Source organism: Amycolatopsis sp. NPDC104819 (assembly GCF_055583145.1).
Genome location: NZ_JBVJON010000013.1, coordinates 20,644 through 47,270 on the forward strand (window position 1 = coordinate 20,644; position 26,627 = coordinate 47,270).

The window sequence follows — 26,627 nt, forward strand, 5'->3', positions numbered from 1 at the left end:
GGAGGTCTGCCGTGCCGTCCGAGGTCCACCGTCGTGCCTTCCTGCAGTTGCTCGCCGTGGCCGGCGCGGGGTCGGTCGCCGCGCCCGGGCTCGCCGAAGCCGGGACGGGGTTCCCGCTGGTGTCGCGAGGAAAGGCCGCGACGATCGTGGTTGACCCCGGTGACCGGCCGGGCGTCCGGCGGGTGGCCGCCGACCTGGCCGCCGACGTCGAGCGGGTCACCGGGATCCGGCCGGTCGTGGCGGACGCCGTCCCCGCGCACGGGCCGGTGGTGCTGGTCGGCACGCTCGGGCACAGCCCGTTGGTCGACTCACTGGCCGCCGCCGGCCGCCTGGACGTCCGTGACATCGCCGGGAAGTGGGAGACGTCGCTGAGCCAGGTCGTCGACGGACGGCTGGTGCTCACCGGCAGCGACCAGCGGGGCGTCATCTACGGCGTCTACGAGGTTTCGCGGCGGATCGGCGTGTCGCCGTGGTACTGGTGGGCCGACGTCCCGCCTGCCCGGGCTTCGGAGCTGCACCTTCCGGGCGAGCGGTTCAGCCTGGGGACACCGCACGTGAAGTACCGCGGGTTCTTCATCAACGACGAGAACCCCGCGCTCGGGACGTGGGCGCCGGCGTTCTTCGGGCCGGGTCTCGCGCCGGGTTATCCCGGTGGGTTCAACCACAAGTTCTTCGCCAAGGTCTTCGAGACGATGCTTCGGCTGCGCGCCAACTACCTGTGGCCGGCGGTGTGGGGCCGCGCGTTCGCCGAGGACGACCCGCTGAACCACGCCACCGCCCAGGAGTACGGCGTGGTCATGGGCACGTCCCACGAGGCGCCGATGATGCGCGGGATCGAGGAGTGGAACCGGCACGCGTCCCCGGGGCACGACCCGTACGGCGGCACGGGGGAGTGGAGCTTCCGCCGCAACGGCGAGGCGATCAAGGCGTACTGGACCGACGGCATCCGCCGGATGGCCCGGGAAGGCTTCGAGGGTGTGGTCACGCTCGGGATGCGCGGCAACGGCGACGTCAGCCTGCCCGACGGTGACGGCATCGAGCTGATGCGGGAGATCATCGCCGCGGAGCGGGAGATCCTGGCCCGTGAGCTGAGCACGGACGTCCCGCAGGTGTGGACGCTCTACAAGGAGGTGCAGCGGTACTGGGCGCAGGGCCTGCGGCCGCCCGACGACGTCATCGTGGTGTTCACCGACGACAACTGGGGCAACATCCGCAAGCACCCGGACCTCTCGCTGCCGCCGCACCCCGGCGGGTTCGGGCTGTACTACCACTTCGACTACGTCGGCGGCGGCCGCAACTACAAGTGGGTCGACACCGCGCTGATCGCGAACACGTGGGAGCAGCTGAACCAGGCTGTTTCGTACGGGAACGACCGGCTGTGGGTGGCCAACGTCGGCGACCTGAAGGGCAACGAGCTGCCGCTGCAGTTCTTCCTCGACTTCGCGTGGGATCCCTCGGCGCTGCCCGCATCACGGCTGTCCACTTGGGAGCGGGCCTTCGCCGCCGAGAACTTCGGCTCCGCCCTGGCGTCCGACATCGCGTCGGTGCTCCACGACTACGGACGGCTGCAGTCCCGGCGGAAGCCGGAGCTGCTGAACCGGCTGATCACGCTCCAGCCGGACGGCACGATCGTCTACGACGACCAGGCGTCGCCGTTCAGCCTGGTCAACTACGGCGAGCTGGACCGGGTCACGGCCGAGTGGCAGGCGTTGTCGGCAAGAGCGTCGCGGATCTCGGCGCGGCTGCCCTCCGCTTGGCGTGACGCCTTCTACGAACTGGTGCTCTACGAGGTGACGGCGTCGGCGAACCTGTACGCGCTGCGGCGGGCCGAGTTCACGAACCTGCTCTACGCGGCCCAGGGCCGGGCATCGGCGAACGGGCTCGCCGCCGTCACCGAGGCCCGGTTCGCCGACGACCTGGCGCTGGCGGAGAAGTACAACACCGGCATCGCCGGCGGCAAGTGGCGGGGGTTCCAGACCCAGCCGCACATCGACTACGGCGACGTCGAGCGGTACGGGCCGAACGCGCCGTGGCAGCAGCCGGAGAAGGACAACGTGGCGTTGCCGGACGTGATCTTCCCGGCGGTGAAACGGCTCTCGGTGCCTTCGGCCGCTTCGCTCGGTGTCGCCGTGGACGGCTCGGCGGAGGCGTGGCCGGGCGCCGCGGGGCGTCCGGCGCTGCCGGAGTTCAGCCCGTTCCAGACGGCGCCACCGCAGTACATCGACGTCTTCAACCGCGGCCGGACGGCGTTCCGCTGCACGGTTTCCGCCGCGGTGCCCTGGGTCGTGGCCGAGCCGCGCGGCGGCCGGGTGGAGGAGGAGCTGCGCGTGACGGTGCGGATCGACTGGAGCCGGGCGCCCCGAGGCGTGACGACCGTGCCGGTGACGGTCTCGGGCGCGGGGGCTTCGGTGGTGGTGGACGCGGTGGTGCGCAACCCGGTCGTGCCGCCGTCGTGGCGGCGCGGGTTCGTCGAAGCCGGGGGATACGTGTCGATGGAGGCTTCGGGGTGCACCGCGAACATCGGTGTCGCGGGCGTGACCTGGCGGCGCATCCCGGACCTCGGCATGACGCCGTTCCCGGTGACGTCCCCGAGCCACGCGGCGGGCGCCGGACCGCGCCTGGAGTACCGGATGACGCTGTTCACGGCCGGTCCGGTGACGGTCTGGGCGTACCTTTCGCCGCGCAGCAACGTCCTGCCGGGGGACGGGCTGCGGTACGCGGTGTCCTTCGATGACGCGCCGCCGCAGGTCGTGAACATCACGAAGGCGACGGGCGCGGATGACACGACCATGAACCGCCAGCGGGAGCGGACCACTTCGGACAACGTGAACCTGACCTCGACGCGGCACGAGGTGAGCGCGGTGGGCCCGCACGTGCTGAAGGTGTGGATGGTCGACCCGGCGGTGGTGGTGCGGAAGCTGGTCGTCGACACGGGCGGGGTGCGGCCGAGCTATCTGGGGCCGCCGGAGAGCCTGCGGTGGCCGGGATGAGGGCTGCCGCGGAATCGAGGCGGGCGACCGCCCGCGGGGGCGCCCCCCGTCTTCCACTCTACCGGTGGGTACCGACAGTTCCGGCGCCCGGAAGCCCGCCGGCGGCCGGTTATCCCCGGCCCGCCGGAACCACCTCGATCGCCGGTGCCGCCGTGCTGTGCCGGACCACCAGGCTCGTCGCCAGCTCCAGCCGGTGGCTCTCCGGGTGTGTCCCCCTCGCCAGCGAGATCGCCAGCCGGGCACCCGCCGCCGCCATCTCCTGGAGGGGCTGGCGGATCGTGGTCAGCTCCGGGGTCAGCCAGCGGGCGATCGGGAGGTCGTCGAACCCGACCACGCTCAGGTCGTCCGGGATGCGCAGCCCCGCGTCGCGCGCGGCCTCGTACACCCCCAGCGCCTGCAGGTCGCTGCCCGCGAACACCGCCGTCGGGCGGTCGGGGAGGGTCAGCAATGACGCCAGCTCGCGATAGCCCGACCGGGTGTGGAAGTCGCCGCGGCGGACCAGGGCCGGGTCGAATGCCAGGCCGGCCGTCTCCAGCGCCGTGCGGTAGCCGTCGATGCGGGCGCGGCTGCACAGCACGCCGTCCGGGCCGCCGATCATCGCGATCCGGCGGTGGCCCAGCTCCACCAGGTGCCGCGTGGCCGTCAGCCCGCCTTGCCAGTTGGTGGCCCCGATCGAGGGCGTCTCCGGGCCGGGCGCACCGGCCGGGTCCACGACCACCAGCGGGATGTCGCGGGCGCGCAGCTTCGCCAGCTGCCCGCCGGTGAAGTCGGAGCACACCGACACGATGCCGACGGGCCGCCGGGCGAGCACGCTCTCCAGCCAGCTCTGCCCCGGCGTGTGCCGGCCCGACGATTCGGCCAGCACGACCGCCATTCCGTTTTCGCGGGCGACGAACTCGACCCCGCGGATGATTTCCAGCGCCCACGTGCTTTCGAGTTCGTGGAACATCAGTTCCAGCAGCCGGGAACGGCGGGAGCGCTCGTCCGCCCGACGGCGGTATCCGTATTTCCCGATGACCGCTTCCACCCGCGCCCGGGTGCTTTCGGCGACGTCGGGACGACCGTTGAGCACCTTCGAAACAGTCGGGACGGAAACCCCGGTCTCGGCGGCGATCCGGGCGATGGTCACCCGGGACGCCACGGGCTCGAGGTCCTCGGACTTCGTTGTCATGAAGGAGATTCTAGGTCATCGAAACCCGAATTGACACTCGTCGAAACTTTCGGAAAACGGAGAAAAGAGATGCTGCGAAGTATTCCTATTAAACGCGCTCTGCTGACGGTCGCGGTCGTCGCTGGTTTTGCCGCATGGCAGGCGCCCGCGGCGTACCTGGCGAACAAACCGATTACCGGCCGTGCTCACCCGCGAATTCGACAACGTGACCCCCGAGAACGAGATGAAGTGGGGCACCGTCGAGGCGGTGCGCGGGCAGTACGACTGGTCCGGCGCGGACGCGATCGTGCGGTACGCGCAGGCGCACCACAAGACCGTCCGCGGTCACACGCTCGTCTGGCACTCGCAGCTCCCGGACTGGGTCGCCGCGCTGCCCGCCGACGAGCTGAGACGCGTCCTGCGGGACCACACCACGACGGAAGTCAAGCGGTACCAGGGAAAGGTCCGCGCCCGGGACGTCGTCAACGAGATCTTCAACGAGGACGGCACCCGCCGCGACACGGTCTTCCGGCAGAAGCTCGGTGACGGCTTCGTCGCCGGCGTCTTCCGCTGGGCCCACGCGGCCGACCCGAAGGCGACGCTCTACCTCAACGACTGCAACATCGAAGGCCGCAACCCGAAGAGCGACGCGGTCTACGACCTGGTGAAGACGCTGCGGCGGCAGGGTGTGCCGATCGGCGGCGTCGGCGTCCAGGCGCACCTGTCGATCCGGTACGGCTTCCCGGCCGGGTACCGCGCCAACCTGGACCGCCTGACGCTCGACACGCAGGCGAGCTACTTCGACCGGCTGTGGGACGGCTGCCAGGCGGTTCGGCGGTGCGTCGAATTCGCGACGTGGGGCTTCACGGACCGGCACTCGTGGGTCCCGGACGTCTTCCCAGGCGAGGGCGCGGCCTGCCTGTTCGACGAGAACCTGCGGCCGAAGCCGGCCTACACGCGGATCAACCCCTGACCGGACGAAGTCGCCTCCGCGGCCCGTCGAGGCCGCGGAGGCGGGTCCGGAGGCGTGGGTCAGCGGGCGAGGGCGGCCAGCCGCTTGGCCGTCGGCCAGCGGACGTTCCACGCCCAGCCGAGCTTCTCGAACAGCCAGATGACCCGCGCCGAGATGTCGATCTGCCCGCGCTGCGCGCCGTGGCGGGCCGAGGTCGGGTCGGCGTGGTGGGTGTTGTGCCAGGACTCACCCATCGACAGGATCGCGAGCGGCCAGAAGTTCGCCGAGCGGTCCCGGCTGGTGAACGGGCGTTCGCCGATCATGTGGCAGATCGAGTTCACCGACCACGTCACGTGGTGCTGGAAGGAGATCCGCGCCAGGCCGGCCCAGAGGAACGCGGTCAGCGCGCCCCACCACGAAAGGGTGATCAGGCCGCCGAGCAGCGGCGGGACCAGCAGGCTCACCACGACCCACAGCGGGAAGAGCCGGTCGACGACGCGCATGTCGCGGTCGGCCGCCAGGTCGGGGGCGAAGCGGTCGATGTTGGTCTTGTCGCGCCCGAAGAGCCAGCCCATGTGGGCGTGCCAGAAGCCGCGCGCCAGCGCCATCGGCGACGTGCCGAACAGCCACGGCGAGTGCGGGTCGCCTTCCCGGTCGGAAAAGGCGTGGTGCCGGCGGTGGTCGGCGACCCAGCCGATCACCGGGCCCTGCGCGGCGAGCCCGCCGGCGACGGCCAGCGCGATCCGCAGCGCGCGCTTGGCGCGGAACGCGCCGTGGGTGAAGTAGCGGTGGTAGCCGACGGTGATGCCGAGGGTCGACAGCACGAAGAACGCGCCGCCGATGGTCAGGTCGAGCCAGCTGACGCCCCAGCCCCAGAACACCGGGACGGCCGCGGCGAGCGCGAGGAACGGGACGAGGAGGAACGTGCGGATGGTGATCAGCTCGGCCACGGTCTGACGGCCGGAGAGCACGGGTTTGGCGACGGGACGGGGAGCCTTCACGGAGGCTGTCATGCACTACTCGTTTCGACGTCGTTCGCGCGCGGAGCCGGGCTCACGCACGGGGGCCGGGGAGCGGGAAACACCCGGCGGTCAGCGGTCTTCGGTGGGGCGGGGCGCGTCGCCGCTCCTGTTCGGCGATCCGCCTCGATGCCCGTGGGCCGGGAGCGAGACCGGCAGGACGCCGGCATCCGAGGGGCTCTCGACCCCCTCCACGTTACCTGACCGTTGTAAACCCGCGGTGTGGCGCGAACGAGAAAGGCCCCCGCCCCGGCAAGTGCCGGGGCGAGGGCCTGGGTGCCTCGTGGCTCAGATGACGCTGACGCGCTGGGCCTGCGGGCCCTTCTGGCCCTGGCCGATTTCGAACTCCACGCGCTGGCCCTCGTCGAGCGACTTGAAGCCGCTGCCCTGGATCTCGGAGTAGTGGACGAACACGTCCGGACCCCCGCCGTCCTGCGCGATGAAGCCGAAGCCCTTTTCGCCGTTGAACCACTTGACACTGCCCTGAGCCATACCCATACCTACTCTTTGTAGTGAGCCTGGACGTCCCGTTCGGACACCCGGTCTCACGACCATCCTCCCATTACCGGTCCGGACGGGCCAGCCCGGTCGTCAAACTCCCCAATCGGGGCGCAGCGGCATGCCCATTCCGCCCTCGCTGTCGGTCCGCACCCCGAGGATGTGGTGCAGCTCGATCTCCCGCCGTTCGAACGCCAGCCGGCAGGCCGCGAGGTAGAGCGCCCACACGCGGCTGCGCCCGGGGCCGGCCTCGGCGACCGCCTCGTCCCAGTGTTCGTCGAGGTTGGCGCACCACGCCCCCAGCGTCGTCGCGTAGTGCTCGCGCAGGTTCTCGGTGTGCCGGACCTCGAGGCCGGCGTCGTGCATCGCCGTGACGAGCTCGCCGGGCGACTCCAGCTCGCCGTCCGGGAAGACGTAGCGGTCGATGAACCCGCGGGAGCGGTGGGCGACGCTGCTGTCCGGGTTGGTGATGCAGTGGTTGAGCAGGCGTCCGTGCGGCTTGAGCTTGCCGGCGAGGAAGCGGAAGTACCCGGGCACGTTGCGCGCGCCGATGTGCTCGGTCAGGCCGATCGACGAGATCGCGTCGAAGCCCGTCTCGGTGACGTCCCGGTAGTCGAGGTGGCGGATCTCGGCGCGGTCGGCGAGGCCGAGGGCGACGACGTTCTTCTGCGCCCACTGCGCCTGTTCACGCGAAAGGGTGACACCGAGCGCTTCGACGCCGTAGTGCCGGACGGCGTGCGCGACCATGCCGCCCCAGCCGCAGCCGACGTCGAGCAGCCGCATCCCGGGCTTGAGGCCGAGCTTGCGGCAGATCAGGTCGAACTTGTTCGCCTGGGCCTCCTCGAGGGTGGCCTCCGCCGACGGGTAGACGGCGCACGTGTAGGCCATCGACGGGCCGAGGACCAGCTCGTAGAACCGGTTGGACACGTCGTAGTGGCTGGCGATGGCCTCGCTGTCGCGTTCCTTCGAGTGCCGCAGCGCGGTCATGCCGCGGCGGAACCGGCTCGGGTGCTCCTCGGCCGGCGGTTTGACCAGCCGCAGGTGGCGGGGCCCGAGCCGGCGCAGCAGCCACACGCGGTCGGCCGTCGAGAGCTGGTCGACCTGGGCCGAGAGGGCGTGCAGCGCCGTGTAGAGGTCGCCGGTGACGTCCAGCGCGCCGGCGACGTACGCGCGGGCGAGGCCGAGGTCGCCGGGGGAGGACATCAGGTAGTCCAGCGCCAGCGGCGAGCGCACCTCGATGGCCACCGGCGCGTCGGCCGGGCCGCTGCTGCTGCCGTCGTAGGCGGTGATCGACACCTGGGCCCGCGGGCCGAGCAGGCGCTCGAAGACGGCGCCGACGGAGGTGTTTTCCTGGGTCACGATGGTTCCTTTCACCGGCGGCGGACGCATTTTTCGTAGAGGCCGAGCAGCCGCCCGGCGGGGTCGTAGGTCCGCTTGAGGTCCCGGTAGACGTCGCCGTTGTAGAGCCGCCAGAACTCGTCCTCGGCGTAGAAGCTGTCCGAATAGAGCGACTTGTGCCCGCCGAGCCGGGTGACCTCGGCTTCGATCATCCGGTTGTGCACGCCGTCCCGCTCGCCGGGGTCGAGGGGGACGGCCGACCAGAACCCGAAGTTGACGTACAGCTCGTCCGGGTTCAGCTCGTAGAGCGGCCAGCGGACGCCGCCGGGGCGCTGGCGCAGCGGGCAGATCCAGACCGGGCTGATCGGGATCTCGCGCTCGAAGAACTCGAGGAACTCCGCGGCGCGCGCGAGCGGCACCTCGATGTCCTGGACGATCGTCTCCTCGGGCGGCATCCGCCGGAGCTTGAGGAGCTTGTCGGCGATCTTGAACCGGCGGTCGAGCGCCACGGCCTTCCAGTACACCGACGAGCGCAGCAGCCGCCGGCCGAGCAGCAACCGGGGCAGCCGGTGCTGCACGCCGAACGCGCGGGAGCACCAGAACCAGTCGGTGTCCCAGCGCCAGAGGTAGTCCCGGACGGTCAGGTGGTCGGTCTCGCGCCGCTGGATCGAGCGGTAGTAGATGTCCAGCCAGGTGTAGTCGCTGGTCGCCGGCGCGTGGTCGGTGAACGTGCCGAGCGTGAGGTACAGCTCGTCCGGGCCGAACACCGTGCCGTCCACGAAGTCGACGTGCGCACCCTCGAACTCGCTGGTCCGGCAGATCTCGCCCAGCGCGGTGAAGTAGGTCTCCCGGTCGTGGTGGCGGACGTGGCGCACTCGCACGAAGGGCTTCACCGGCTCCAGCAGGATCCGCAGCCGGAGGGCGTAGCCGAGGGAGCCGTAGGAGTTGGGGAAGCCGTGGAAGAGCGCGCTGTGCTCGTTGTCCGGGCGCGCGACGACGATCCCGCCGTCGCCGGTGAGCACCTCGAGCTCCAGCACCGACTCGTGCGGCATGCCGTTGCGGAACGACGAGGACTCGATGCCGAGCCCGGTCACCGCGCCGCCGAGGGTGATCGTCTTCAGCTGCGGGACGACCAGCGGCATCAGGCCGTGCGGCAGCGTCGCGTCGACGAGCTGCTCGTAGGTGACCATGCCTTCGACGTCGGCGGTGCGGGTCTCGGGGTCGACGCGCAGCACGTGGGTGAACCCGGAGACGTCCAGGCCCGGGTGTTTCGTCCGGGTTCGGGCGCGGAAGAGGTTGGACGTCCGTTTCGCCAGCCGGACGGTGCTTTCGCCGCCGAGGGCGGTGAGCTGTCGCCGCAGGGCGTCGACACGGGCTTCGTGGTCGGGGAAGGCCGGGGCTTCGGGGGCACCGGCCCGTTGGGTGGTCACCACCTGATCCTGCCTCACGGGAAGAGCGGGCGCACCGCGCCTCCGGCGTGAGGAAGATCCGGGTGTCCCGCGAGGTGGGAACTTCGCGGTTGATCGCCCCTGGGCGGGGTATCCGGCGCTCGGACCGCGGGGATCCCGCGGCGGCACGGGGAAAGCGGGGCGGCGTTGAGCATTCTGATCGACTTCGGGCGCGACACGGAGTTCTCGTTCGAGCGGCGGCTGCGGAGGTACCTCGGCGCCGTCGCCCGGGCGGTGGGGGTGGGACTGGAGTCCTGCACGCTCGACGCGGGCACGCCCGCCGCCGCGTACATCGCCCTCGACTGGCGGCTGGACCGCTTTCCCGGCCACGACCTCTCGCTCGTCTGGGACGAGGTGCACGGGTGGGCGGCCGCGATCGAGGACGCGGGCGGGGACGCCTCGACCGTCCTGGTCTACCTCGGCCGCGAGGTGCACCCGGAGCCTCGCGCCGTCGTCCGCTTCCTCGCGGCCGTGCGCGCGGACGACCCGGCGGCAGGCCTGCTCGAAGCGCCGAAGCTGCGCGAAGCCGGCGACCACGAGCAGCTGCTCACCGAGGTGAAGCCGGTTTAAGGCCGCGCACCTTGCCCGGGGAGCTGGCATGATGTCGCGCGGTTCCCCGCCCCCTCCCGGATCGGACACTGGTGAGCAGCCCGTCCCCGCTCGGCCCCGCGCCGCGGCGCCTGACCGTCGACGTCGACCAGGTGCGCCGGCTCGTCGCCGCGCAGTTCCCGGAGTGGGCCGGGCTCCCGGTGCGGCCGGTGGCCCGCGGCGGCTGGGACAACTGGACCTTTCACCTGGGTGCGGACAAGGTGGTGCGGCTGCCCAGCGCATCCGAATACGCCCTGGCGGTCGCGAAGGAACAGCAGTGGCTGCCGGTGCTCGCGCCGCGGCTGCCGCTCCCGATCCCCGTCCTGCTAGGAGCAGGCTCGCCCGGCGAGGGGTATCCGCACCCGTGGTCGGTCTACGCCTGGCTCGACGGTGAGCCCGCCCGAGCCGACCGGATCGCCGACCCCGTCCGGTTCGCGCACGACCTGGCCGGGTTCCTGGCCGCCCTGCAGAGCGTCGACCCTGTCGGCGCGCCCGGACCCGGGAAGCACAACTGGTTCCGGGGCGGGACAGTGCGCACGTACGAAGAAACCGCCGAGCGCGCGCTCGCGAAACTGGATGGCCACGTCGACACCGCCCGGGTCCGTGAGGTCTGGAAGACCGCGGTGGACGCCCCTTGGGACGGCGTGACGCGCTGGTTCCACGGTGACGTCGCCGCGGGAAACATCCTGCTCGAAAACGGCGAGCTGGCCGCGGTTCTCGACTTCGGGACCTGCGGCGCCGGTGATCCGGCCTGCGACGTCGCCATCGCGTGGACGCTGCTGACCGGCGACGCCCGCGAGGCGTTCCGCGAGCGGCTGTCCGTCGACGACGCGACCTGGGCGCGCGGCCGCGGGTGGGCCCTCTGGAAGACCCTCGTCGCCTGCGCGCAGGCCCTGGGCCGGGACGACGCCGACGCCGTGGCCGCCCGGCGCGTGCTCGGCGAGGTCCTCGGCGGGCAATAGTTCCGTAGCCGTACGGGGTGGCTCCCCGGTTGTTCTCGCACCCGGCGTCACCGGAAGGTGACCGGCAGCAACCTAAGGAGCTGCCGTGAACTCGAGACAACGCTTGCTGGGGGCGTTCGCCGCCGTCCTCGCCCTGCCGCTGTTCGCCGTCCCCGACGCCGGGGCGGCCGGGAACCCGCCCGCGGTCACCCCGCTCGGCGGAACCCCGCTGCCGGCCGGGGTTTCGCCGTCTTCGGTCGGCGGGTCGCCGGCTTCGGTGGCCGACTACCCGTTCATCATCGCGGGCCTGCGCGAGGGCGGCACCCGGCCGCTGGGGCAGACCTGCACCGGTTCGGTGGTCGCGCCGCGGAAGATCCTCATCGCCGCCCACTGCAAGGCCGCCGAAGGGCAGAAGTCCTTCCTGTACGGGCTGGACGACCTCAACGCCGGCGGCGGCACGCCCATCGGCGTCACCAGCTACGACACGCACCCCAAGTACGTCAACTTCGACCAGGGGTACGACGTCGCGGTCGTGACCACCGACCGGGACATCCCGGTGCCGGGCGGGAAGTACGCCAAGGTGGCGACGTCGGCCGACACCGACCTGAACAAGCCGGGCAAGACCGGGCTGGGCCTCGGGTACGGGAAGAAGGACTTCAACGACAACACCCGCGACGTCACGCTGACGAAGTTCAGCCTGCCGGTCGTGGCCGGGAGCAACTGCAGCGGCGTCGGCGCCGGCTTCCAGGAAGCCACGATGATCTGCAGCGGGTACTCCGACGGCCACGTGACGATCCTGCCCGGCGACAGCGGCGGCCCGCTGATCGTCGACGGCAAGGTCACCGGTGTCGCGTCGTGGAGCCGCAGCGACTTCAAGTGGTACAGCGTCTACGGGCGCCTGAACAACGACATGGGCGACTGGGTCGCGCAGCAGATCGGCGACGTCACCCCGCCGCAGACCTTCGGTCTCGGGGTCACGCCCGGCAGCGTCAAGGTCGACCCGGGCAAGTACGTCTCGGCCACGGTGACCAGCACCGCGGGCCAGAACGGGAGCGAGAAGGTCGACCTGACCGCGTCGGGCCTGCCGGCGGGGGCGAAGGCGACGTTCCAGCCGGCGACGATCAACTCCGGCGAGTCGGCCAAGCTGACCATCGAGACGGCGGCGAACACCCCGCAGCAGGACTACCCGGTCACGGTCACCGGCACCGGCCCGAGCGGCACCGCGACCGCGAAGCTGACCCTGACCGTCGGCACCGGCCAACCGCCCACCGGTGACCTGAAGGTGAGTGTCAACCCCGGCAGCGGGACCGTGCAGCCCGGCTTCTTCACCACCGCGACGGTCACCGTGTCCGGCGGCACCGGCACCGTGACGCTGTCGGGCACCGGCCTGTCGTTCGCGCCGTTCTTCAACCCCTCGACGGTGAACGGCGCCGGGACGTCGCAGATGCAGGTGGTCGGGCCGTTCCAGCGCGGGACCTACCCGGTCACCGTGACGGCGAAGGACTCGACCGGCAAGACGGCGACGGCCAAGTACACCTTGACCGTCCAATAGGGACGAACGAGCGGGAGGCCGCCGCGCCACGGCCTCCCGCCCGGCCCGCGTCAGAACGTGATCGTGAAGCCGTCGATCGTTCCCGTGTCGAACCGGTAGACGTCCTGCACCCGCAGCTGCCAGGTGCCGTTCGCGGCCTCGCTCGCCGCGTTCACCGAGTAGGTGGTGTGGACACCCGACGCCGTCCCGGAGCCACCGGCCTTCTGCAGTCCGAAGACCGCGCCGCCCGGGCCGACGAGGTCGATCACCAGGTCACCGGGGTAGGAGTGGCTGATGTCCACCTTCACCGCCAGCGACGCGGACGCCTTGCCGTCACAGCCGTCCTGGGTCACCGAGCTGGTGACCGCGGCCCCGGCGTCCGGGATGGCCACCGGGGTCGTGTTCGACTTCGCGCCGCACCGGGACGGCGGGGTGCCGCCGCCGATGAACGACACGTTGAGCAGCTTGTTCGGCGAGCCGCTGCCGGCGTTCTTGACCACGCCCGAGGTGGCGCCGCCGACGAGCGCGTCCCGAACCTGCTGGGCCGTCGCACCCGGGTTGGCGGCCAGGTAGAGCGCGGCCGCGCCGGTGACGTGCGGGGTCGCCATCGAGGTGCCGCTCATGTTCGCGCTGCTGCCGTTGGACAGCCCGAGCGAGGTGATGTTGTTGCCCGGCGCGAAGAGGTCGGTGCAGGTGCCGTAGTTGGAGAACGACGCCCGGTTGTCGTTCTCGTCGGAGGCGTTCACCGTGATCGCCTCGGGCACGTGCGCCGGGCTGGTGTTGCAGGCGTCGGTGGAGCTGTTGCCCGCGGCCACCGAGTAGACGATCCCGGCCGCGATCGAGCGCTTGATCGCGTCGTCGCCCACGCCGACCTGGTCCATGGTCAGGCTCATGTTCGCCACCGCGGGCTTGACGGCGTTGGCCGTCACCCACTCGATCGCGTCGACCGCGGCGGAGTCCGGGCCGTTGCCGGAGCAGTCGTTGCCGAGCACCTTGAGCCCGACGAGCTTGACCTTCTTCGCGACGCCGTAGGTCTTGCTGCCGATCGTCCCGGCGGTGTGCGTGCCGTGGCCGTTGCAGTCGCTGCCGTTGCCGCCGACGAAGTCCTTGCCGATCGAGGCGCGGCCTTCGTACTCCGGGTTGTCCGGCTTGATCCCGGTGTCGAGGTCGTAGGCCGTGACGCCTTCGCCGGTGTTGGGGTAGGTGTAGGACTTGTCGCGGGGCAGGTTCGCCTGGTCGATGCGGTCCAGGCCCCAGGTCGGGTTGGCCTGGGTGCCGGCGATCGTCGCCGTGCCGTCTTCGTAGACCGCCGCCACCGCCGGGTCGGCCGCCAGCCGCCGCGCCTGCGCCGCGGTGAGGTGCCGCGCGGAGAACCCGTGCAGGACGCGGCTGTAGGTCGACCGGACCTCGCCGCCGTACCGGCCGGCCAGCGACGCCGGGTTCGCGAGCCCCTGGGCGTCCTTGAGCACGACGATGTACTGGTCGCCGTAGTGCTGGCGGGCCGTGACCACGGTGCCTTCCGGCTGGGCGGCGGCGGCCGCGCCGGTCGTGGCCAGGGTGGCCAGGACCGCCGCGGCGAGGACGACCGCCTTCCGATGAACTGTGCGCATGCTTCAGCTCCACTCACTCGAACAGGTGAATCGGTGCGCGGCGCGGCCAGGTGACCGAGAGCCACCGCCGTCTCACTCTCAGGGGTGATCACCTGCACTAACAAGCGAGGCAGCGCCCCGTAGGGCTACGTAACTAATGGCTCCGGCGGCGCCCCTACGAAAGTTCCGTGCCCGCTCGCGCGGGTTCCGCGCGCCCGAGCGGCGGACCTAAGCTCCGGACCATTCGGACAGGGTGGTCCGGGTGGGCGTGCCGCTTTCAGGCGGGGGACGGCGATGACGGACGGGATCGTGGCCAGGACCAGTTCACCGGTCCTGATCGGGCGGGCGGACGAGCTCGCCGCGCTCGTGTCCGCCGCCGTGCGCCCGCCCGCGGTGCTCGTGCTCGAGGGGGAGGCGGGGGTCGGCAAGACCCGGCTGACCGGCGAGCTGCTGGCCCGCCCGGAGCTCGCCCGGACACGCGTACTGGCCGGCTGCTGCCAGCCGCTGCGGGAGCCGTTCCCGTACGGCGTCCTCGTCGAAGCGCTCGGCGACGCGGGGAAGTACCTGCCGGCCGCGGCGCGGCTGAGCCCGCTCGCCGGTGTCCTCGGCCGGTACCTGCCGGAGCTGGCGCCGCAGCTGCCGCCGGCCCCGGAGCTCCTGGGTGACGGCCGCGCCGAAGCCCACCGCTTCTTCCGCGCCGTCCGCGAGCTGCTGGACCTGCTGGGACCGCTGGTGCTGGTCGTCGAAGACCTGCACTGGGCCGACGACGGGTCGCGGCGGCTGCTGCGGTTCCTGATGAGCGACCTGCCGCCCGGGACGGTCCTGGTGGTGAGCTACCGGCCCGAGGACGTGCCCGGCGACCTCCCGCTGGGCCGCGCGCACCGGCCGGCGCCGGGCAGCTCGACCACGCTGGTGCGGCTCGGCCCGCTCGGCCCGGACGGCGTGCGGCGGCTGGCCGGCGCCCTGCTCGGCGAGCCCGGGGTGTCCGCCGCGTTCGCGGCGCGGCTGCACGAACGCACGGCCGGGATCCCGTTCGTCGTCGAGGAGACCCTGCACGCGCTGCGCAACCCCGCCGGGGCGGTGCACGCCGACGGCGCGGCCGCGCGGCGGCTGCTCGACACCGCCGAGGTGCCCGCGCTGCTGCGGGAAGCGACGGTCGAGCGGCTCGCGACGCTACCGCTCGCCGCGCGCCGGATCACCGAAGCCGCCGCGGTGTTCGCGGAACCCGCGCCGGCCGAGCTGCTCACGACGGTCGCGGGCCTCGGTGCGGCTCGCGGGCGGCACGCGCTGGTCCTGGCCCTCGAACGCGCCGTGCTGGTCGAGGTCGCCGAGTGCCGCTACGGCTTCCGGCACGAGCTCGCGCAGCAGGCCGCGTACGGGACGATCCCGGGACCTTCGCGTCAGGAGCTGCACCGGCGGGTGGTCCGCGCGCTGGCCGGTCGGCGGCCGGCGCCCCTGGTGCGGCTGGCCGAGCACAGCCGCAAGGCCGGGGACACCGCCGACGCCCTGCGGTACGGCGAGGCCGCGGCCGACCGCGCGATCGACGTCGGCGACCCGGCGACGGCCATCGGGCTGGTGCGGGCGCTGCTGGCCGCCCCCGACCTCGAACCGTCCGATGTGGACAGACTGGCCGCGAAGCTGGCTTCGGTGGCCAACAACGACGTGTCCCAGGCCGAGGTCGTCGCGACGCTGGAAGCGCTGCTCACCGACGACCGGCTGTCCGGCCGGCTGTCGGCGGAGATCCGGCTGAGCCTCGGGCTGCTGCTCATCCGGCAGGCCGGCGGGCTGGAGGCGGCCCGGGCCGAGATCGAGGTGGCGCTGGCCGGCCTCGGGCACCGCCCGGACCTGGCCGGGCGTGGCATGGCGGTGCTCGCCCAGCCGTGGATCGGCGCGACGCCGTTGCGCGTCCACCGGCCGTGGCTCGACCGGGTCGACACGCTGATCGAGACCGCGGCCGACGCGCGGCTGCGGCTCACCCTGATGGCCAACAACATTCCGTCCCGCCTGCACACCGGCGACCCGCGGGCCTGGGCGTCGCTCGACGGCGCGCCGGCCGTCGCCGGCACGGCCGAGGAACAGCGCCAGCTCGCGCGGCTCTACTGCAACGCCGCCGACGCGGGCGCGTGGACCGGGCACCACCGCCGGGCGCGCGGCCTGCTGGAACGCGGGATGCAGCTCGCGGCCGACTCCGGGACGCCGTACGTGGTCAGCACGGCGCGGACCACGGGGGTGCACATCGACTGGCTCGGCGGCGCGTGGGCCGGGCTGGACGAGCGCGCGCTCGCGCTGCTGGCGGAGTACCGCGACCTGCTGCCGGTCACCAGCGAGCTGTCGCTGGTCCTGGGCCTGCTCGCCACCGCGCGGGGCGCCTGGGACCGCGCGGCGGCCTGCTTCGCGGCCACCGGCGTCGACCGGCCGGAGAACGCGTTCACCCCGGTGGTGGTCGCCGCGCACGGCGGGATCGCCGGGATGCTGCTCGCGCAGGACGCCGTCGACGCGGCGGCGGCCGAGGCCGCGCGCGGGCTGGAGCTGTTGCGCACCAAGGGAGTCTGGGCCTGGGCGGGGGACCTGGTCCCGGCCGCGGCGGAGGCGTTCTGCCGGACCGGCCGCGCCGGCGCCGCCCGGGAGCTGCTGGCCGAGCTGGAGTGCGAGACGAGCCTCCTGGACGCGCCGATGGCGGCCGCGGTCCTCGCCGAGGGACGCGGGATCGTCGCCGCGCACGACGGCGAGGTCGCCGACGCGGTGAAGGCGTTCGAAGAGGCCCGTGACCGGTACGAGCGGCTCCCGGCGCCCTACTCGGCGGCGCTGGCGGCGGAACGGCGGGCGCGGTGCCGCCTGGACAGCGGCGAGCCGACGGCAGCCGCGGAGTTCGGCGACCTGGCGGACGTTTTCGCGGCCCTCGGCGCGACCCGGGACGCGGCCCGCTGCCGCCACACGTTCCGCTCGACGGGGGCGACGGCGCCGTCCCGCCGCGGCCGCCGGGGATACGGAGACGAGCTCTCACCGCGCGAGCGCGACGTCGCCCGGCTGCTGACCGACGGGCACACGAACCGCGAGATCGCGGAGGTGCTGTTCCTGTCCCGGCGGACGGTCGAGCAGCACGTGGCCAACGTGCTGCGGAAGCTGAAGGTGCGGTCGCGGGGTGAGCTGCGCACGGGCTGAGGCCGGCGGGCTCAGCGTTCGAGGAACGTCCGGTTCGGCACCAGCGCCCACACGACCTTGCCGGCCGGGGTGGTCCGGACGCCCCAGCCGTGCGAAAGCTGGTCCACCAGCCGCAGGCCGAACCCGCCGCCGGCCGCCACCGGTTCGATCGAGCTGTCCTCGTCGGCCACCTCCACCAGCAGGCCGCCGCGCTGCCTCGTCACCTGCAGCCACGACGGCCGGGAGGAGTGGCGATAGGCGTTGCTCACCAGCTCGTCGACGACCAGCAGGAGCGCGCCGAGGAGCTCTTCGCGCGGGCGCCCGAAGGCGAGGCAGTCGGCGACCGTCGCGCGGATCCGGCGCGGTGACGGCCGGGTGCTCAGGTCGAGCTTCAGCTCCGCCGCCGTCGCGACGCGCAGGCTGAGCCACTCCACGGCCTGCTCCCAGTCGGGCGGCAGCTGACCACCGACGTCCATCCTGTCGCTCCCTCGCACCGGGCTTCCTCGGGAGGTGTTCGGTCTCACCCGCCGGTTGGATGGGCCTGGCAGACTGGCGCCACCGGAACGGGGGTACTGCGTGGGGGAGCTGACGGCGGAAACCGTGGTGGACCGGGTCGTGCCTCGCACGCCGCGGATCTCCCCGGACGGCCGGTGGGTCGTGTACGTGACCTCCCGCGTCGGCGGGCACCTGGTCAGCGGCCTGTGGCTGGCGCCGGCCGGCGGCAGTGCCCCGCCGCGGGAGCTCGCGCCGAGCCCCGCGCGGGACCACGAGCCGCGGTGGTCCGGGGACACGGTGCTCTTCCTTTCCGATCGGGGTGAGCGCGGCACCTCGCAGCTCCACCGGATCGGCCTGGCGGACGACGAGCCGTCGCGGCTGACGGACCTGGCCGTGACCGGCTTCGCGCCGCTGCCCGGCGGGGACTCGGTGGTGCTGATCGCGCCGGGCGACGAGGAGCCGGCGGATCCGCGCGTCCGGTCGGTCGGGCGTGCGTCACCGCGGTGGGACACGGCCGTGGCCCCGGACCGGCTCTGGCTGGCCGACCTCACGACCGGCGCCGTCCGGCCGCTCGGTGACCTCGGTGAGCGGCACGTCGATCAGGTCGAGCCACGGCCGGACGGGCAGACCCTCGCCGTACTCACCTGGTCGTGCGCCGACCGGGAGCCCGGGGTCTTCGAGCCCGGGCTGCACCTCGTCGACCTCACCACCGGTGCGACCGAAGACCTCGGTGTCCCCGCGCTCGAAGCGTCCTCCCTCAGCTGGTTCCGCAACGAAGACGAATGGCGCCTGACCTACCTCGGCCTCACTCCGCCCGGGCTGATCGGCGGGAGCGCCGTCTTCGCCGTGCCCGGGCACCACAACCTCACCGCCGGGATGACCGTCTGCCCGCTGGAACTCGCACCGGGCGGGCTCGCGTTGTTCGCCGAAGGCCTCGACACGAGCGTCCGCCGTCTCGACCCCGCCACCCGGACCTACGTGAAGGTCGCGGAAGCACGAGGTTCCCTGTCCGGCCTCTCCGCGAGCGACTCGGGCGACATCGCGGTGATCGCGAGTACCGGGACCGAGCCGGACGAGGTCTGCGCCGGACCGCCGGAGAAGCTCGTCCGGCTCAGCGAGACCGGCCCGGCGGGCATCCGCTGGGGCACCCAGCACCGCGTGCACTACCGCGCCGAGGACGGCCTCGACCTCGACGGCGTCCTGGTCCTCCCGCCCGGCAAGACCCGCGGCGACGGGCCGTTCCCGCTGGTCACCGTCGTCCACGGCGGACCGTACGACCGGAACGCCGACCGGTTCCACCTGGGCTGGCACGGGTCGGGACAGTGGCTCGCGCCCGCCGGCTTCGCCGTGTTCCTGCCCAACGCCCGCGGCGGCCTCGGCCACGGGCACGCCTTCGCCGAGAGCGTCGCCGGGGACGTCGGCGGCGCCGAGCTCACCGACGTCCTCGTGGGGATCGACCTGCTGGTCGCCGAAGGGGTCGCCGACCCGGACCGGCTCGGGATCGGCGGCTGGAGCCACGGCGGGTTCTTCGCCGCCTGGGCCGTGACGCAGACCGACCGGTTCAAGGCGGCCGTGGTCGGCGCGGGGGTCATCGACTGGCCGTTGCTGGCCGCCACCGGCGACCACAGCCGGTTCGAAGCCGGGCTGGGCGGCGCGCGCAACAGCCCGATCACCCACGCCGCGAAGATCCGCACGCCCGTCCTCATCCTGCACGGCGAGGACGACACGAACGTCCCGCTGTCCCAGGCGGAACTCCTGCACTGGGCGCTCGGCGACCGGCCCCACGAGTTCGTCGTCTACCCGCGCGAGGGCCACTCGATCCGCGGACGCGCGCACCAGATCGACGTTCTCGACCGCACGCGGGCGTGGTTCTCACACCTGCTCGCCTAGCTTGAACTCGGCCTCGCCGGTGCTGAAGGAGAACCCGTCCGCGCCGATGGTGACGTCGGCTTCGCGCGGCTCGGCCCGTTCGACGACCGGCCGCACCTCGCCGTCGAGGTCCAGGACGACCGACGCGTCGGTGTACCAGCTCGGCACCACCGGGTTGCCCCACCAGTCGCGGCGCTGGTTGTCGTGCACGTCCCAGGTGATCACCGGGTTGTCCGGGTCGCCGGTGTAGTAGTCGTGGGTGTAGAGCTCGACGCGGTGGCCGTCGGGGTCCCGGACGTAGAGGTAGAAGGCGTTCGAGACGCCGTGGCGGCCCGGCCCGCGTTCGATCATGCCCGACCGGCGCAGCGCGCCCAGGTGGTCGCAGATGTGCAGGATCTGGTGCCGTTCGTGCGACGCGAACGCGATGTGGTGCAGCCGCGGCCCGTCCCCGCCGGTCAGCGCGACGTCGTGCACGGTCGGCTTGCGGAACAGCCACGCCGCGTACACCGTGCCTTCGTCGTCCTGGATGTCTTCCGACACGCGGAAACCCAGGCCCTCGTAGTACTTCCGGGCCGCCGGGACGTCCGGGGTGTCGAGGTTGAAATGGTCCAGCCGCGCCAGCGCGCCCGCGCCGTGGACGTCGTAGCGCTGCGTGAACCGCTCGACGTGCTCGGCCTCGTGGAAGAACTCCACGGGGAACCCGAGCGGGTCCTCGACGCGGACCGCCTCGCCGATGCCGCGGGTCGCGCCGGCCGCCCGGCGCTCCACCCGGCAGCCGAGCTCGCGGTAGTACGCCTCGGCGAGGTCGAGGTCCGCCGCGCTCCGGACGCGGTAGGCCAGCACGGCCAGCGCGGGCGTGGATCCCTTGCGCAGCACCAGGGAATGGTGCAGGTACTCCTCGAACGCACGCAGGTAGAGTGCCTCGGCGTCCTCGTGGGTCACCACCAGCCCGAGCACGCCGACGTAGAAATCGCGGGACGCGGCGAGGTCGGTGACGACCAGTTCGGCGTAGGCGCAGCGGAGGACGTCCGGCGGGGTGGCGGTCATGACTGTCCTTTCTGGACGCTGCCGAAGCGGGCCGTGTGCACCGGCCCGAGCGAGACGTGGATCGCCTGCTGGTGGGTGTAGAAGTCGAGTGAGCGGTAGCCGCCTTCGTGGCCGAGGCCGGACGCCTTGACCCCGCCGAACGGGGTGCGCAGGTCGCGCACGTTGTGCGAGTTCAGCCAGACCATCCCGGCTTCGACCGACTGCGCGAAAGTGTGCGCCCGCCGCAGGTCCGACGTCCACAGGTACGCGGCGAGCCCGTACTTGACGTTGTTGGCCAGCGCCAAAGCCTCGGCCTCGGTGTCGAACGGCGTCAACGCGACCACCGGCCCGAAGATCTCCTCCTGGAAGATCCGCGCGGACGACGGGACATCGGCGAACACCGTGGGCGCCACGTAGTTCCCCGTGTCCGAACCGGACGGACGCCCGCCACCCGCGAGCAGCCGGCCCTCGGCCTTGCCCAGCTCGACGTAGCTCATCACCTTGTCGTAGTGCTCGGGGTGCACCAGCGCGCCGACCTCGGTGGCCGGGTCGTGCGGGTCGCCGACGACGATGCTGCGCGCCCGCTCGGCGTAGCGCTCGCAGAACTCGTCGTAGATCGGGCGCTCGACGAGGATCCGGCTGCCCGCGGTGCAGCGTTCGCCGTTGAGGGAGAAGACGCCGAACAGCGTCGAGTCGAGCGCGGCGTCGAGGTCGGCGTCGGCGAACACGATCGCCGGGGACTTGCCGCCCAGCTCCATCGACATGCCCTTGAGGCCGGTCGCGCAGTTGCGGTAGATCGTCTGGCCGGTGGTGGTCTCGCCGGTGAAGGAGATCAGCGGGACGTCCGGGTGCTTGACGAGCGCGTCGCCCGCTTCCTCGCCGAAACCGTTGACCAGGTTGAACACACCGTCCGGCAGCCCGGCGCCGGCGAAGATCCCCGCCCACAGGCTCGCCGACAGCGGCGTGAACTCGGCCGGCTTGAGCACCACCGTGCAGCCCGAGGCCAGCGCGGGCGCGAGCTTCCAGCTCTCCAGCATGAACGGCGTGTTCCACGGCGTGATCAGCCCGGCCACGCCGACCGGCTTGCGGTGCACGTAGTTCACCTGGCGGCCGGGCACCTGGTAGGTGTCGTCGGCTTGGGCGACGACGAGGTCGGCGAAGAACCGGAAGTTCTCGGCCGCCCGCTGGGCCTGCCCAAGGGCTTGGGTGATCGGCAGACCGGTGTCGAACGTCTCCAGCTCGGCGAGCCGGGCGTCCTGCGCCTCCACGGCGTCGGCGATCTTGTTCAGCACCCGGGCGCGGGCCCGCGGCAGCATCCGCGGCCACGGCCCGTCGGTGAACGCCCGGCGCGCCGCGGCCACCGCCCGGTCGACGTCCTCGGCCTGCCCCGCCGCGGCGGTCACGTACGGCGTGTTGGACACCGGGTCGAGCACGTCGAAGGTCTTGCCGGAGACGCTGTCGACGAGCTCACCGCCGATGTGGTGCTTGAGCTCGCCCGGCAGTCCGTCCGGGACGTAGTGGGTCATGCCTTCCCCTCCACAGTGAAGCCTTCGGTCGGCGACAGGTACTTCGCGCCTTCCGCCATCAGGTCCTTGATCCGGGCGAGACCCGCTTCGGTCGGCGGGATCAGCGGCGGCCGCACGTGCCCGGACGCGAGCAGCCCGCGCTGTTCCAGGACCCACTTGCCCGGCGCCGGGTTGGTCTCGACGAACAGCAGGTCGACCAGCGGGTGCAGGCCGTAGTGGATCTCGCGGGCGCGTTCGTGGTCGCCGGACTGCCACGCCGTGTACAGCTCGGCGCAGGCGGCCGGGGCGATGTTGGCCGTCGCGCTGACGAACCCGGCGCCGCCGAGGGCCAGCAGCGGCAGGCAGAGCAGCTCGATCCCGGACCACACCAGCAGCTCCCGGCCGCAGAGGTGCAGCACGCGGGAGAAGTGCTCGAAGTCCTTCGTCGTTTCCTTGATCCCGACGAAGTTCTCGCACGAGCGGTAGAGCTTCGCGACCGTCTCCGGCGCGAGGTCGACGGCGGTCCGGCTCGGCACGTTGTAGGCGACGATCGGCAGGTCGGGGAACTCGCGGCAGACCGTGCGGTACCAGACGAACAACGCGTCCTGCGTGGGCCGCGCGTAGTACGGCGTGATGACGAGCGCCGCGTCGATTCCGGCGTCCCGCGCGGCCGCGGTCAGCTCGAGGGTTTCGTCGAGCTTCGCCGAGCCGGTGCCGGGCACGAACGGCACCCGGTCGCCGACCTCGGCGGACACCGTGCGGATCGCCTCGGCGCGTTCGGCGACGGTCTGGGAACCCGGTTCGCCGGTGGACCCGCCGATCGAGATCCCGTGCGAACCGGAGGCGAGCTGCCAGCGCACGAGGTTCTGCAGGCCGTCGTGGTCCACCTCGCCGCCGGCGGTGAACGGCGTCATCAGCGGCGCGATCGACCCGCGGATGGCCTGGGGGTCGGAGCGGAAGCGCATGGGGTGCCTTTCTGCGTCAGGGGTGGCGGTAGGCGAGGTACGCGTCGAGCGTGGCCAGCCGGTGGTCGCGGACGGCCCGTTCGACCTCGGCGGCCGGCGCGCCGTCGCCGAGGAGGGCGAGGATGTGCTCGTGCTCGGCCACCGACTCGCGGGCGCGGCCGGGCACGAAGCTGAACGTCGAGGTGCGCAGCCCGCCGAGGCGGTCCCAGCCGCGCCGGACCAGGTCGAGGACCTGCGGGTTCGGGCAGGCGTCGAACAGCACGGCGTGGAAGTCCCGGTTGAGCGCGGTGAACCGCGCCGGTTCGAAGTGCCCGAGGCAGCCGGCCAGATCCGCGTTGAGCGCGCGGGCCTTGTCGAGCGTGCCGGGGGCCAGGTGGGGCGCGGCGAGCGCGGCGGCGTACCCCTCGACCAGCGCGAGGGTCTGCATCGTGTGCTGGTACTCGCTCTTGTCGACCATGGCGACCTGCGCGCCGACGTTGCGTTCGAACGTCACCAAGCCTTCGGCCTCGAGCAGCCGGATGGCCTCGCGGATCGGGACCACGCTCACGCCGAGCTCCTGGGCGAGCTGGCCGAGGACGAGGCGGTAGCCGGGGGAGAAGGTGCCGTCGCCGATCCGGGCCTTGATCCACTGGTAGGCGATCCGCGACTTGCTCATCGCGGCGCCGTTCACCGCTTCGCGAGCCATTCGGCGTACCTCCCGCGCCAGTGCTCGTCCATCGGGTAGAGGCCTTCGACGCGCTCGCCCGCGGCGACCTGCTCGGCGATGAACGTCTCCTGCCGCTCCTGCTCGATCGCCGCGTCGACGACCTCCTCGACCAGGTCCGGCGGGATGACCAGGACGCCGTCGCCGTCACCGACGATCACGTCGCCGGGGCAGACGGCCGCGCCCCCGCAGGCGATCGCGACGTCGACGTCCCACGGCACGTGGCGGCGCCCGAGCACCGCCGGGTGCGGCCCGGCGTGGTAGGTGGGAATGTCCAAAGCGGACACTGCCGCGAGGTCGCGCACCCCGCCGTCGGTGACGATCCCGGCCGCGCCGCGGACCTGCGCCCGCAGCGCCAGGATGTCGCCGACGGTGCCGGTGCCGTGTTCCCCGCGGGCCTCCATGACGAGGACGTCGCCGGGCCCGAGGCTGTCGATCACCCGCTTCTGGGCGTTGTAACCGCCGCCGCGGGACTTGAACAGGTCTTCGCGGTGGGGGAGGTAGCGCAGGGTCCGGGCCCGGCCGGTCAGCCGGGCGCCCGGCCGGGTCGAAGTGAGCCCTTCGACGAAGACGTTGCCGAGCCCGCGCTTGCGGAGCTGGACGGACAGTGTCGCGGTGCCGACGGACTCGAGCTTTTCTCGCAGCTCCGCGGTCAGCTCGAAGTCTTCGGAGGTCCCGTAGGCGTCCGCCCGCTGCTGCTCGTCGGCGCGGGGGAGCGCCCCGTACGGTCCGAACGGGACGGTCCCTTCGGTGATCGTGGTGACCAGCCGGCCGGTGGTGTGCCCGGCCGTGTCGACCTCGACCTCGACGACGTCGCCGGGGACGGCGACCGACGCGCCCGCGGGGGTGCCGGTCAGGACGACGTCGCCGGGGTCGAGGGTGATCAGCTGCGAGAGGTCGGCGACCAGCCGGCCGAAGCCGAAGAGCAGGTCGCCGGTGGTGTCCTCCTGGACGAGCTCGCCGTTCAGCCAGGTGCGCAGGCGCAGCGCGGCCGGGTCGACGTCGGCGGCGGGCAGCACCGCCGGGCCGAGCGGGGTGAACCCGTCACCGCCCTTGGACCGCAGGTTGCTGCCCTTGTCGGCGTAGCGCAGGTCGTACACGCCGAAGTCGTTGGCCGCGGTGACGCCGCCGACGTGCGACCAGCCGTCTTCGGGGGTGACGCGGCGGGCGGTGCGGCCGATGACCAGCGCGATCTCGCCTTCGAACCCCAGCAGCTCGGTGCCCGCCGGGCGTTCGAGCGCGTCCCCGCTCGCCGCCACCGACGTCGGCGGCTTGAGGAAGTACGACGGCTGCTGCGGCACCCGGCCGCGCTGGGCGGCGCGGGAGCGGTAGTTGAGGTGCAGCGCGATGATCTTGCCGGGCCGCCCGATGCTGGTCATCCGTGGTTCCTGCCTGCCGGTACGAGAAGATATCCCAAATGATATACGATCTGCGGCACGATCAGTAGCCGTAGTGCAGCCACACGGACTTCGTCTCGGTGTAGGCGTCCAGGGCCCAGGGGCCCATCTCGCGGCCCCAGCCGGACGCCTTGTACCCACCCCACGGCGCGGCCATGTCCGGGACCGGCGGCATGTTCACGAACACCGCGCCGGCCCGGATCCCGTCGGCGTAGCGCTGGGCGGTGCGGATGTCGCGGGTCCAGATCGTCGCGGCCAGGCCGTACTCGGTGTCGTTCGCGCGGGCCAGCAGCTCGTCACCGTCGTCGTAGGCGGTCACGGCGAGCACCGGCCCGAAGATCTCCTCACGCATGATCGCCATCTCGTCGGTGACGCCGGCGAAGAGCGTCGGGGTGTAGAAGTAGCCGTCGCCGTCGACGGGGCTGCCGCCGGTGACCAGGTCGGCGCCCTGCTCGCGGCCGGTGCCGACGAGGAAGTCGACGTGTTCGCGGTGCTTGGCCGACACGAGCGGGCCGAGCTGGGTGTTTTCGTCGGTGCCCGGCCCGAGCCGGAGTCCTTCGAGGCCGCGCGCCAGCTTGTCGACGAACTCCTGCTCGCGCTTGCGGTCGACGTAGAAGCGGGTGTAGGCCGCGCAGACCTGGCCGGTGTTGAGCGTCGCCCCCGCGAGGTTGCCGGCCACGGCGGCGGTGATGTCGGCGTCGGCCGCGATGATGCTGGGGGCCTTCCCGCCGAGCTCGAGGGTGAGCCGCTTGAGGTTGGACGCCGCGCTCGCCGCCGTGATCAGCTTCCCGACCGCCGTCGAGCCGGTGTAGGAGACGTGGTCGACTCCCGCGTGCTCGGTCAGCAGGGCGCCGACCGCGCCGTCACCGGTCACGAGGTTGACCACGCCGGCCGGGAATCCGGCTTCGTGGGCCAGCTCGACGAGCCGGATGCTGGTCAGCGGCGTCACCTCGCTCGGCTTGATCACCACGGTGTTGCCGGTGGCCAGCGCGGGCGCGAGCTTCCAGGCGAGGATCATCAGCGGGAAGTTCCACGGCGTGATCAGCGCGTTCACTCCGACCGGCTCGCGGCGGGTGTAGTGCAGCGTGTCCGGGAAGGACACCGGGTTCGTGGTGCCCTGCAGCTTCGTGACCCAGCCGGCGAAGTAGCGGAAGTGCTCCGCCGCCCCGGTCACGCTCACCTGCCGCGAGACGCCGATCGGCTGCCCTTGGTCGAGGGTTTCCAGCCGGGCCAGCTCCTCGTGGTGCTCCTCGACGAGGTCGGCCAGCCGGAACAGCAGCGCGGCGCGCCGGACCGGGAGGAGCCCGGCCCACCCGGGCGCGGTCAGCGCCCGCCGGGCGGCCCCGACGGCGGCGTCGACGTCGGCCTTCGACGCGGTGCCGACCTCTTCGAGCACCCGGCCGGTGGCGGGGTCGCGCGTCGGGATCGTCCCGCCGCCGGCCTCGGTCCACTGTCCGTCGATGCACAGGCGTGTCGCCATCC

Annotated in this window: 20 protein-coding genes; 7 read left to right on the plus strand and 13 right to left on the minus strand. The window is 72.4% G+C overall.

Going from position 1 to position 26,627, the window contains the following annotated elements; all coding sequences use genetic code 11:
• The first annotated feature begins 11 nt into the window (after positions 1 to 11).
• Positions 12 to 2,990 carry a glycosyl hydrolase 115 family protein gene (locus ACZ63E_RS34595; protein WP_465340428.1) on the plus strand — a complete coding sequence of 993 codons (2,979 nt, stop codon included), beginning with the start codon at positions 12 to 14 and terminating at the stop codon, positions 2,988 to 2,990.
• Positions 2,991 to 3,099: 109 nt separating this feature from the next.
• On the opposite strand, the gene ACZ63E_RS34600 is transcribed toward ACZ63E_RS34595, so the two are convergent.
• Positions 3,100 to 4,161: a LacI family DNA-binding transcriptional regulator gene (locus ACZ63E_RS34600; protein WP_465340429.1), complete on the minus strand. Its 1,062-nt coding sequence runs from the start codon at positions 4,159 to 4,161 to the stop codon at positions 3,100 to 3,102.
• Positions 4,162 to 4,288: 127 nt separating this feature from the next.
• On the opposite strand from ACZ63E_RS34600, the gene ACZ63E_RS34605 reads away from it, so the two are divergent.
• On the plus strand, positions 4,289 to 5,113 hold the full coding sequence (locus ACZ63E_RS34605; RefSeq protein ID WP_465340430.1) for an endo-1,4-beta-xylanase: 825 nt from the start codon (positions 4,289 to 4,291) through the stop codon (positions 5,111 to 5,113).
• 59 nt (positions 5,114 to 5,172) lie between these two features.
• Here the strand turns inward: ACZ63E_RS34605 and ACZ63E_RS34610 are convergent, their stop codons facing one another.
• The 4 genes from ACZ63E_RS34610 to ACZ63E_RS34625 all read right to left on the minus strand — a co-directional run bounded on the left by ACZ63E_RS34610 (position 5,173) and on the right by ACZ63E_RS34625 (position 9,377).
• Positions 5,173 to 6,105, minus strand: a complete 933-nt coding sequence (locus ACZ63E_RS34610; protein ID WP_465340431.1) for an acyl-CoA desaturase — start codon at positions 6,103 to 6,105, stop codon at positions 5,173 to 5,175.
• A 294-nt stretch (positions 6,106 to 6,399) separates the two neighbouring features.
• A complete protein-coding gene (locus ACZ63E_RS34615) occupies positions 6,400 to 6,603 on the minus strand; it encodes a cold-shock protein (protein WP_004558414.1) in 204 nt (67 codons plus the stop codon).
• Positions 6,604 to 6,702: 99 nt separating this feature from the next.
• Entirely contained in the window at positions 6,703 to 7,998 is a 1,296-nt protein-coding gene (locus ACZ63E_RS34620; RefSeq protein WP_465340432.1) for a class I SAM-dependent methyltransferase, read from the minus strand.
• Positions 7,980 to 9,377: an FAD-binding oxidoreductase gene (locus tag ACZ63E_RS34625; protein WP_465340433.1), complete on the minus strand. Its 1,398-nt coding sequence runs from the start codon at positions 9,375 to 9,377 to the stop codon at positions 7,980 to 7,982. Before ACZ63E_RS34625 ends, ACZ63E_RS34620 begins: the two co-directional genes overlap by 19 nt.
• 165 nt (positions 9,378 to 9,542) lie before the next feature.
• Here ACZ63E_RS34625 and ACZ63E_RS34630 point away from each other — a divergent pair, with 165 nt between their 5' ends.
• The 3 genes from ACZ63E_RS34630 to ACZ63E_RS34640 all read left to right on the plus strand — a co-directional run bounded on the left by ACZ63E_RS34630 (position 9,543) and on the right by ACZ63E_RS34640 (position 12,476).
• Positions 9,543 to 9,965: a DUF6292 family protein gene (locus ACZ63E_RS34630; protein WP_465340434.1), complete on the plus strand. Its 423-nt coding sequence runs from the start codon at positions 9,543 to 9,545 to the stop codon at positions 9,963 to 9,965.
• A gap of 71 nt (positions 9,966 to 10,036) precedes the next feature.
• Positions 10,037 to 10,945, plus strand: a complete 909-nt coding sequence (locus ACZ63E_RS34635) for an aminoglycoside phosphotransferase family protein (protein ID WP_465340435.1) — start codon at positions 10,037 to 10,039, stop codon at positions 10,943 to 10,945.
• Between the two features lie 85 nt (positions 10,946 to 11,030).
• Positions 11,031 to 12,476: a trypsin-like serine protease gene (locus ACZ63E_RS34640; RefSeq protein WP_465340436.1), complete on the plus strand. Its 1,446-nt coding sequence runs from the start codon at positions 11,031 to 11,033 to the stop codon at positions 12,474 to 12,476.
• Positions 12,477 to 12,526: 50 nt separating this feature from the next.
• Here the strand turns inward: ACZ63E_RS34640 and ACZ63E_RS34645 are convergent, their stop codons facing one another.
• Entirely contained in the window at positions 12,527 to 14,065 is a 1,539-nt protein-coding gene (locus ACZ63E_RS34645) for a S8 family peptidase (RefSeq protein ID WP_465340437.1), read from the minus strand.
• A gap of 288 nt (positions 14,066 to 14,353) precedes the next feature.
• On the opposite strand from ACZ63E_RS34645, the gene ACZ63E_RS34650 reads away from it, so the two are divergent.
• Entirely contained in the window at positions 14,354 to 17,206 is a 2,853-nt protein-coding gene (locus ACZ63E_RS34650) for an ATP-binding protein (protein ID WP_465340439.1), read from the plus strand.
• Positions 17,207 to 17,217: 11 nt separating this feature from the next.
• On the opposite strand, the gene ACZ63E_RS34655 is transcribed toward ACZ63E_RS34650, so the two are convergent.
• Positions 17,218 to 17,661: an ATP-binding protein gene (locus tag ACZ63E_RS34655; RefSeq protein ID WP_465340441.1), complete on the minus strand. Its 444-nt coding sequence runs from the start codon at positions 17,659 to 17,661 to the stop codon at positions 17,218 to 17,220.
• Between the two features lie 100 nt (positions 17,662 to 17,761).
• On the opposite strand from ACZ63E_RS34655, the gene ACZ63E_RS34660 reads away from it, so the two are divergent.
• Entirely contained in the window at positions 17,762 to 19,570 is a 1,809-nt protein-coding gene (locus ACZ63E_RS34660; protein WP_465340442.1) for a S9 family peptidase, read from the plus strand.
• Here the strand turns inward: ACZ63E_RS34660 and hpaD are convergent.
• The 6 genes from hpaD to ACZ63E_RS34690 form a co-directional block, all read right to left on the minus strand.
• Complete coding sequence (hpaD, locus tag ACZ63E_RS34665) at positions 19,553 to 20,596, minus strand: 3,4-dihydroxyphenylacetate 2,3-dioxygenase (RefSeq protein WP_465340443.1); 1,044 nt, start codon at positions 20,594 to 20,596, stop codon at positions 19,553 to 19,555. The genes ACZ63E_RS34660 and hpaD overlap by 18 nt on opposite strands.
• Complete coding sequence (gene hpaE / locus ACZ63E_RS34670) at positions 20,593 to 22,101, minus strand: 5-carboxymethyl-2-hydroxymuconate semialdehyde dehydrogenase (protein ID WP_465340444.1); 1,509 nt, start codon at positions 22,099 to 22,101, stop codon at positions 20,593 to 20,595. The genes hpaD and hpaE overlap by 4 nt, the downstream gene beginning before the upstream one ends.
• Positions 22,098 to 23,045: a 4-hydroxy-tetrahydrodipicolinate synthase gene (gene dapA / locus ACZ63E_RS34675; RefSeq protein WP_465340445.1), complete on the minus strand. Its 948-nt coding sequence runs from the start codon at positions 23,043 to 23,045 to the stop codon at positions 22,098 to 22,100. The genes hpaE and dapA overlap by 4 nt, the downstream gene beginning before the upstream one ends.
• A 16-nt stretch (positions 23,046 to 23,061) precedes the next feature.
• Positions 23,062 to 23,730: a GntR family transcriptional regulator gene (locus ACZ63E_RS34680; protein WP_465304483.1), complete on the minus strand. Its 669-nt coding sequence runs from the start codon at positions 23,728 to 23,730 to the stop codon at positions 23,062 to 23,064.
• Positions 23,712 to 25,127, minus strand: coding sequence for a fumarylacetoacetate hydrolase family protein (locus ACZ63E_RS34685; RefSeq protein WP_465340446.1), 1,416 nt, complete (start codon positions 25,125 to 25,127; stop codon positions 23,712 to 23,714). Before ACZ63E_RS34685 ends, ACZ63E_RS34680 begins: the two co-directional genes overlap by 19 nt.
• Before the next feature lie 61 nt (positions 25,128 to 25,188).
• Complete coding sequence (locus tag ACZ63E_RS34690) at positions 25,189 to 26,625, minus strand: aldehyde dehydrogenase family protein (protein ID WP_465340447.1); 1,437 nt, start codon at positions 26,623 to 26,625, stop codon at positions 25,189 to 25,191.
• Positions 26,626 to 26,627: the final 2 nt, after the last annotated feature.

Excerpts from the sequence above, each read along its gene's own strand:
- ACZ63E_RS34685 (WP_465340446.1), bottom strand. The coding sequence starts at position 25,127 with ATGACCAGCATCGGGCGGCCCGGCAAGATCATCGCGCTGCACCTCAAC.
- ACZ63E_RS34655 (WP_465340441.1), bottom strand. The coding sequence starts at position 17,661 with ATGGACGTCGGTGGTCAGCTGCCGCCCGACTGGGAGCAGGCCGTGGAG.
- dapA (WP_465340445.1), bottom strand. The coding sequence starts at position 23,045 with ATGCGCTTCCGCTCCGACCCCCAGGCCATCCGCGGGTCGATCGCGCCG.
- ACZ63E_RS34690 (WP_465340447.1), bottom strand. The coding sequence starts at position 26,625 with ATGGCGACACGCCTGTGCATCGACGGACAGTGGACCGAGGCCGGCGGC.
- ACZ63E_RS34645 (WP_465340437.1), bottom strand. The coding sequence starts at position 14,065 with ATGCGCACAGTTCATCGGAAGGCGGTCGTCCTCGCCGCGGCGGTCCTG.
- ACZ63E_RS34680 (WP_465304483.1), bottom strand. The coding sequence starts at position 23,730 with ATGGCTCGCGAAGCGGTGAACGGCGCCGCGATGAGCAAGTCGCGGATC.
- ACZ63E_RS34620 (WP_465340432.1), bottom strand. The coding sequence starts at position 7,998 with ATGCGTCCGCCGCCGGTGAAAGGAACCATCGTGACCCAGGAAAACACC.
- hpaE (WP_465340444.1), bottom strand. The coding sequence starts at position 22,101 with ATGACCCACTACGTCCCGGACGGACTGCCGGGCGAGCTCAAGCACCAC.
- ACZ63E_RS34615 (WP_004558414.1), bottom strand. The coding sequence starts at position 6,603 with ATGGCTCAGGGCAGTGTCAAGTGGTTCAACGGCGAAAAGGGCTTCGGC.
- ACZ63E_RS34610 (WP_465340431.1), bottom strand. The coding sequence starts at position 6,105 with ATGACAGCCTCCGTGAAGGCTCCCCGTCCCGTCGCCAAACCCGTGCTC.
- ACZ63E_RS34600 (WP_465340429.1), bottom strand. The coding sequence starts at position 4,161 with ATGACAACGAAGTCCGAGGACCTCGAGCCCGTGGCGTCCCGGGTGACC.
- hpaD (WP_465340443.1), bottom strand. The coding sequence starts at position 20,596 with ATGACCGCCACCCCGCCGGACGTCCTCCGCTGCGCCTACGCCGAACTG.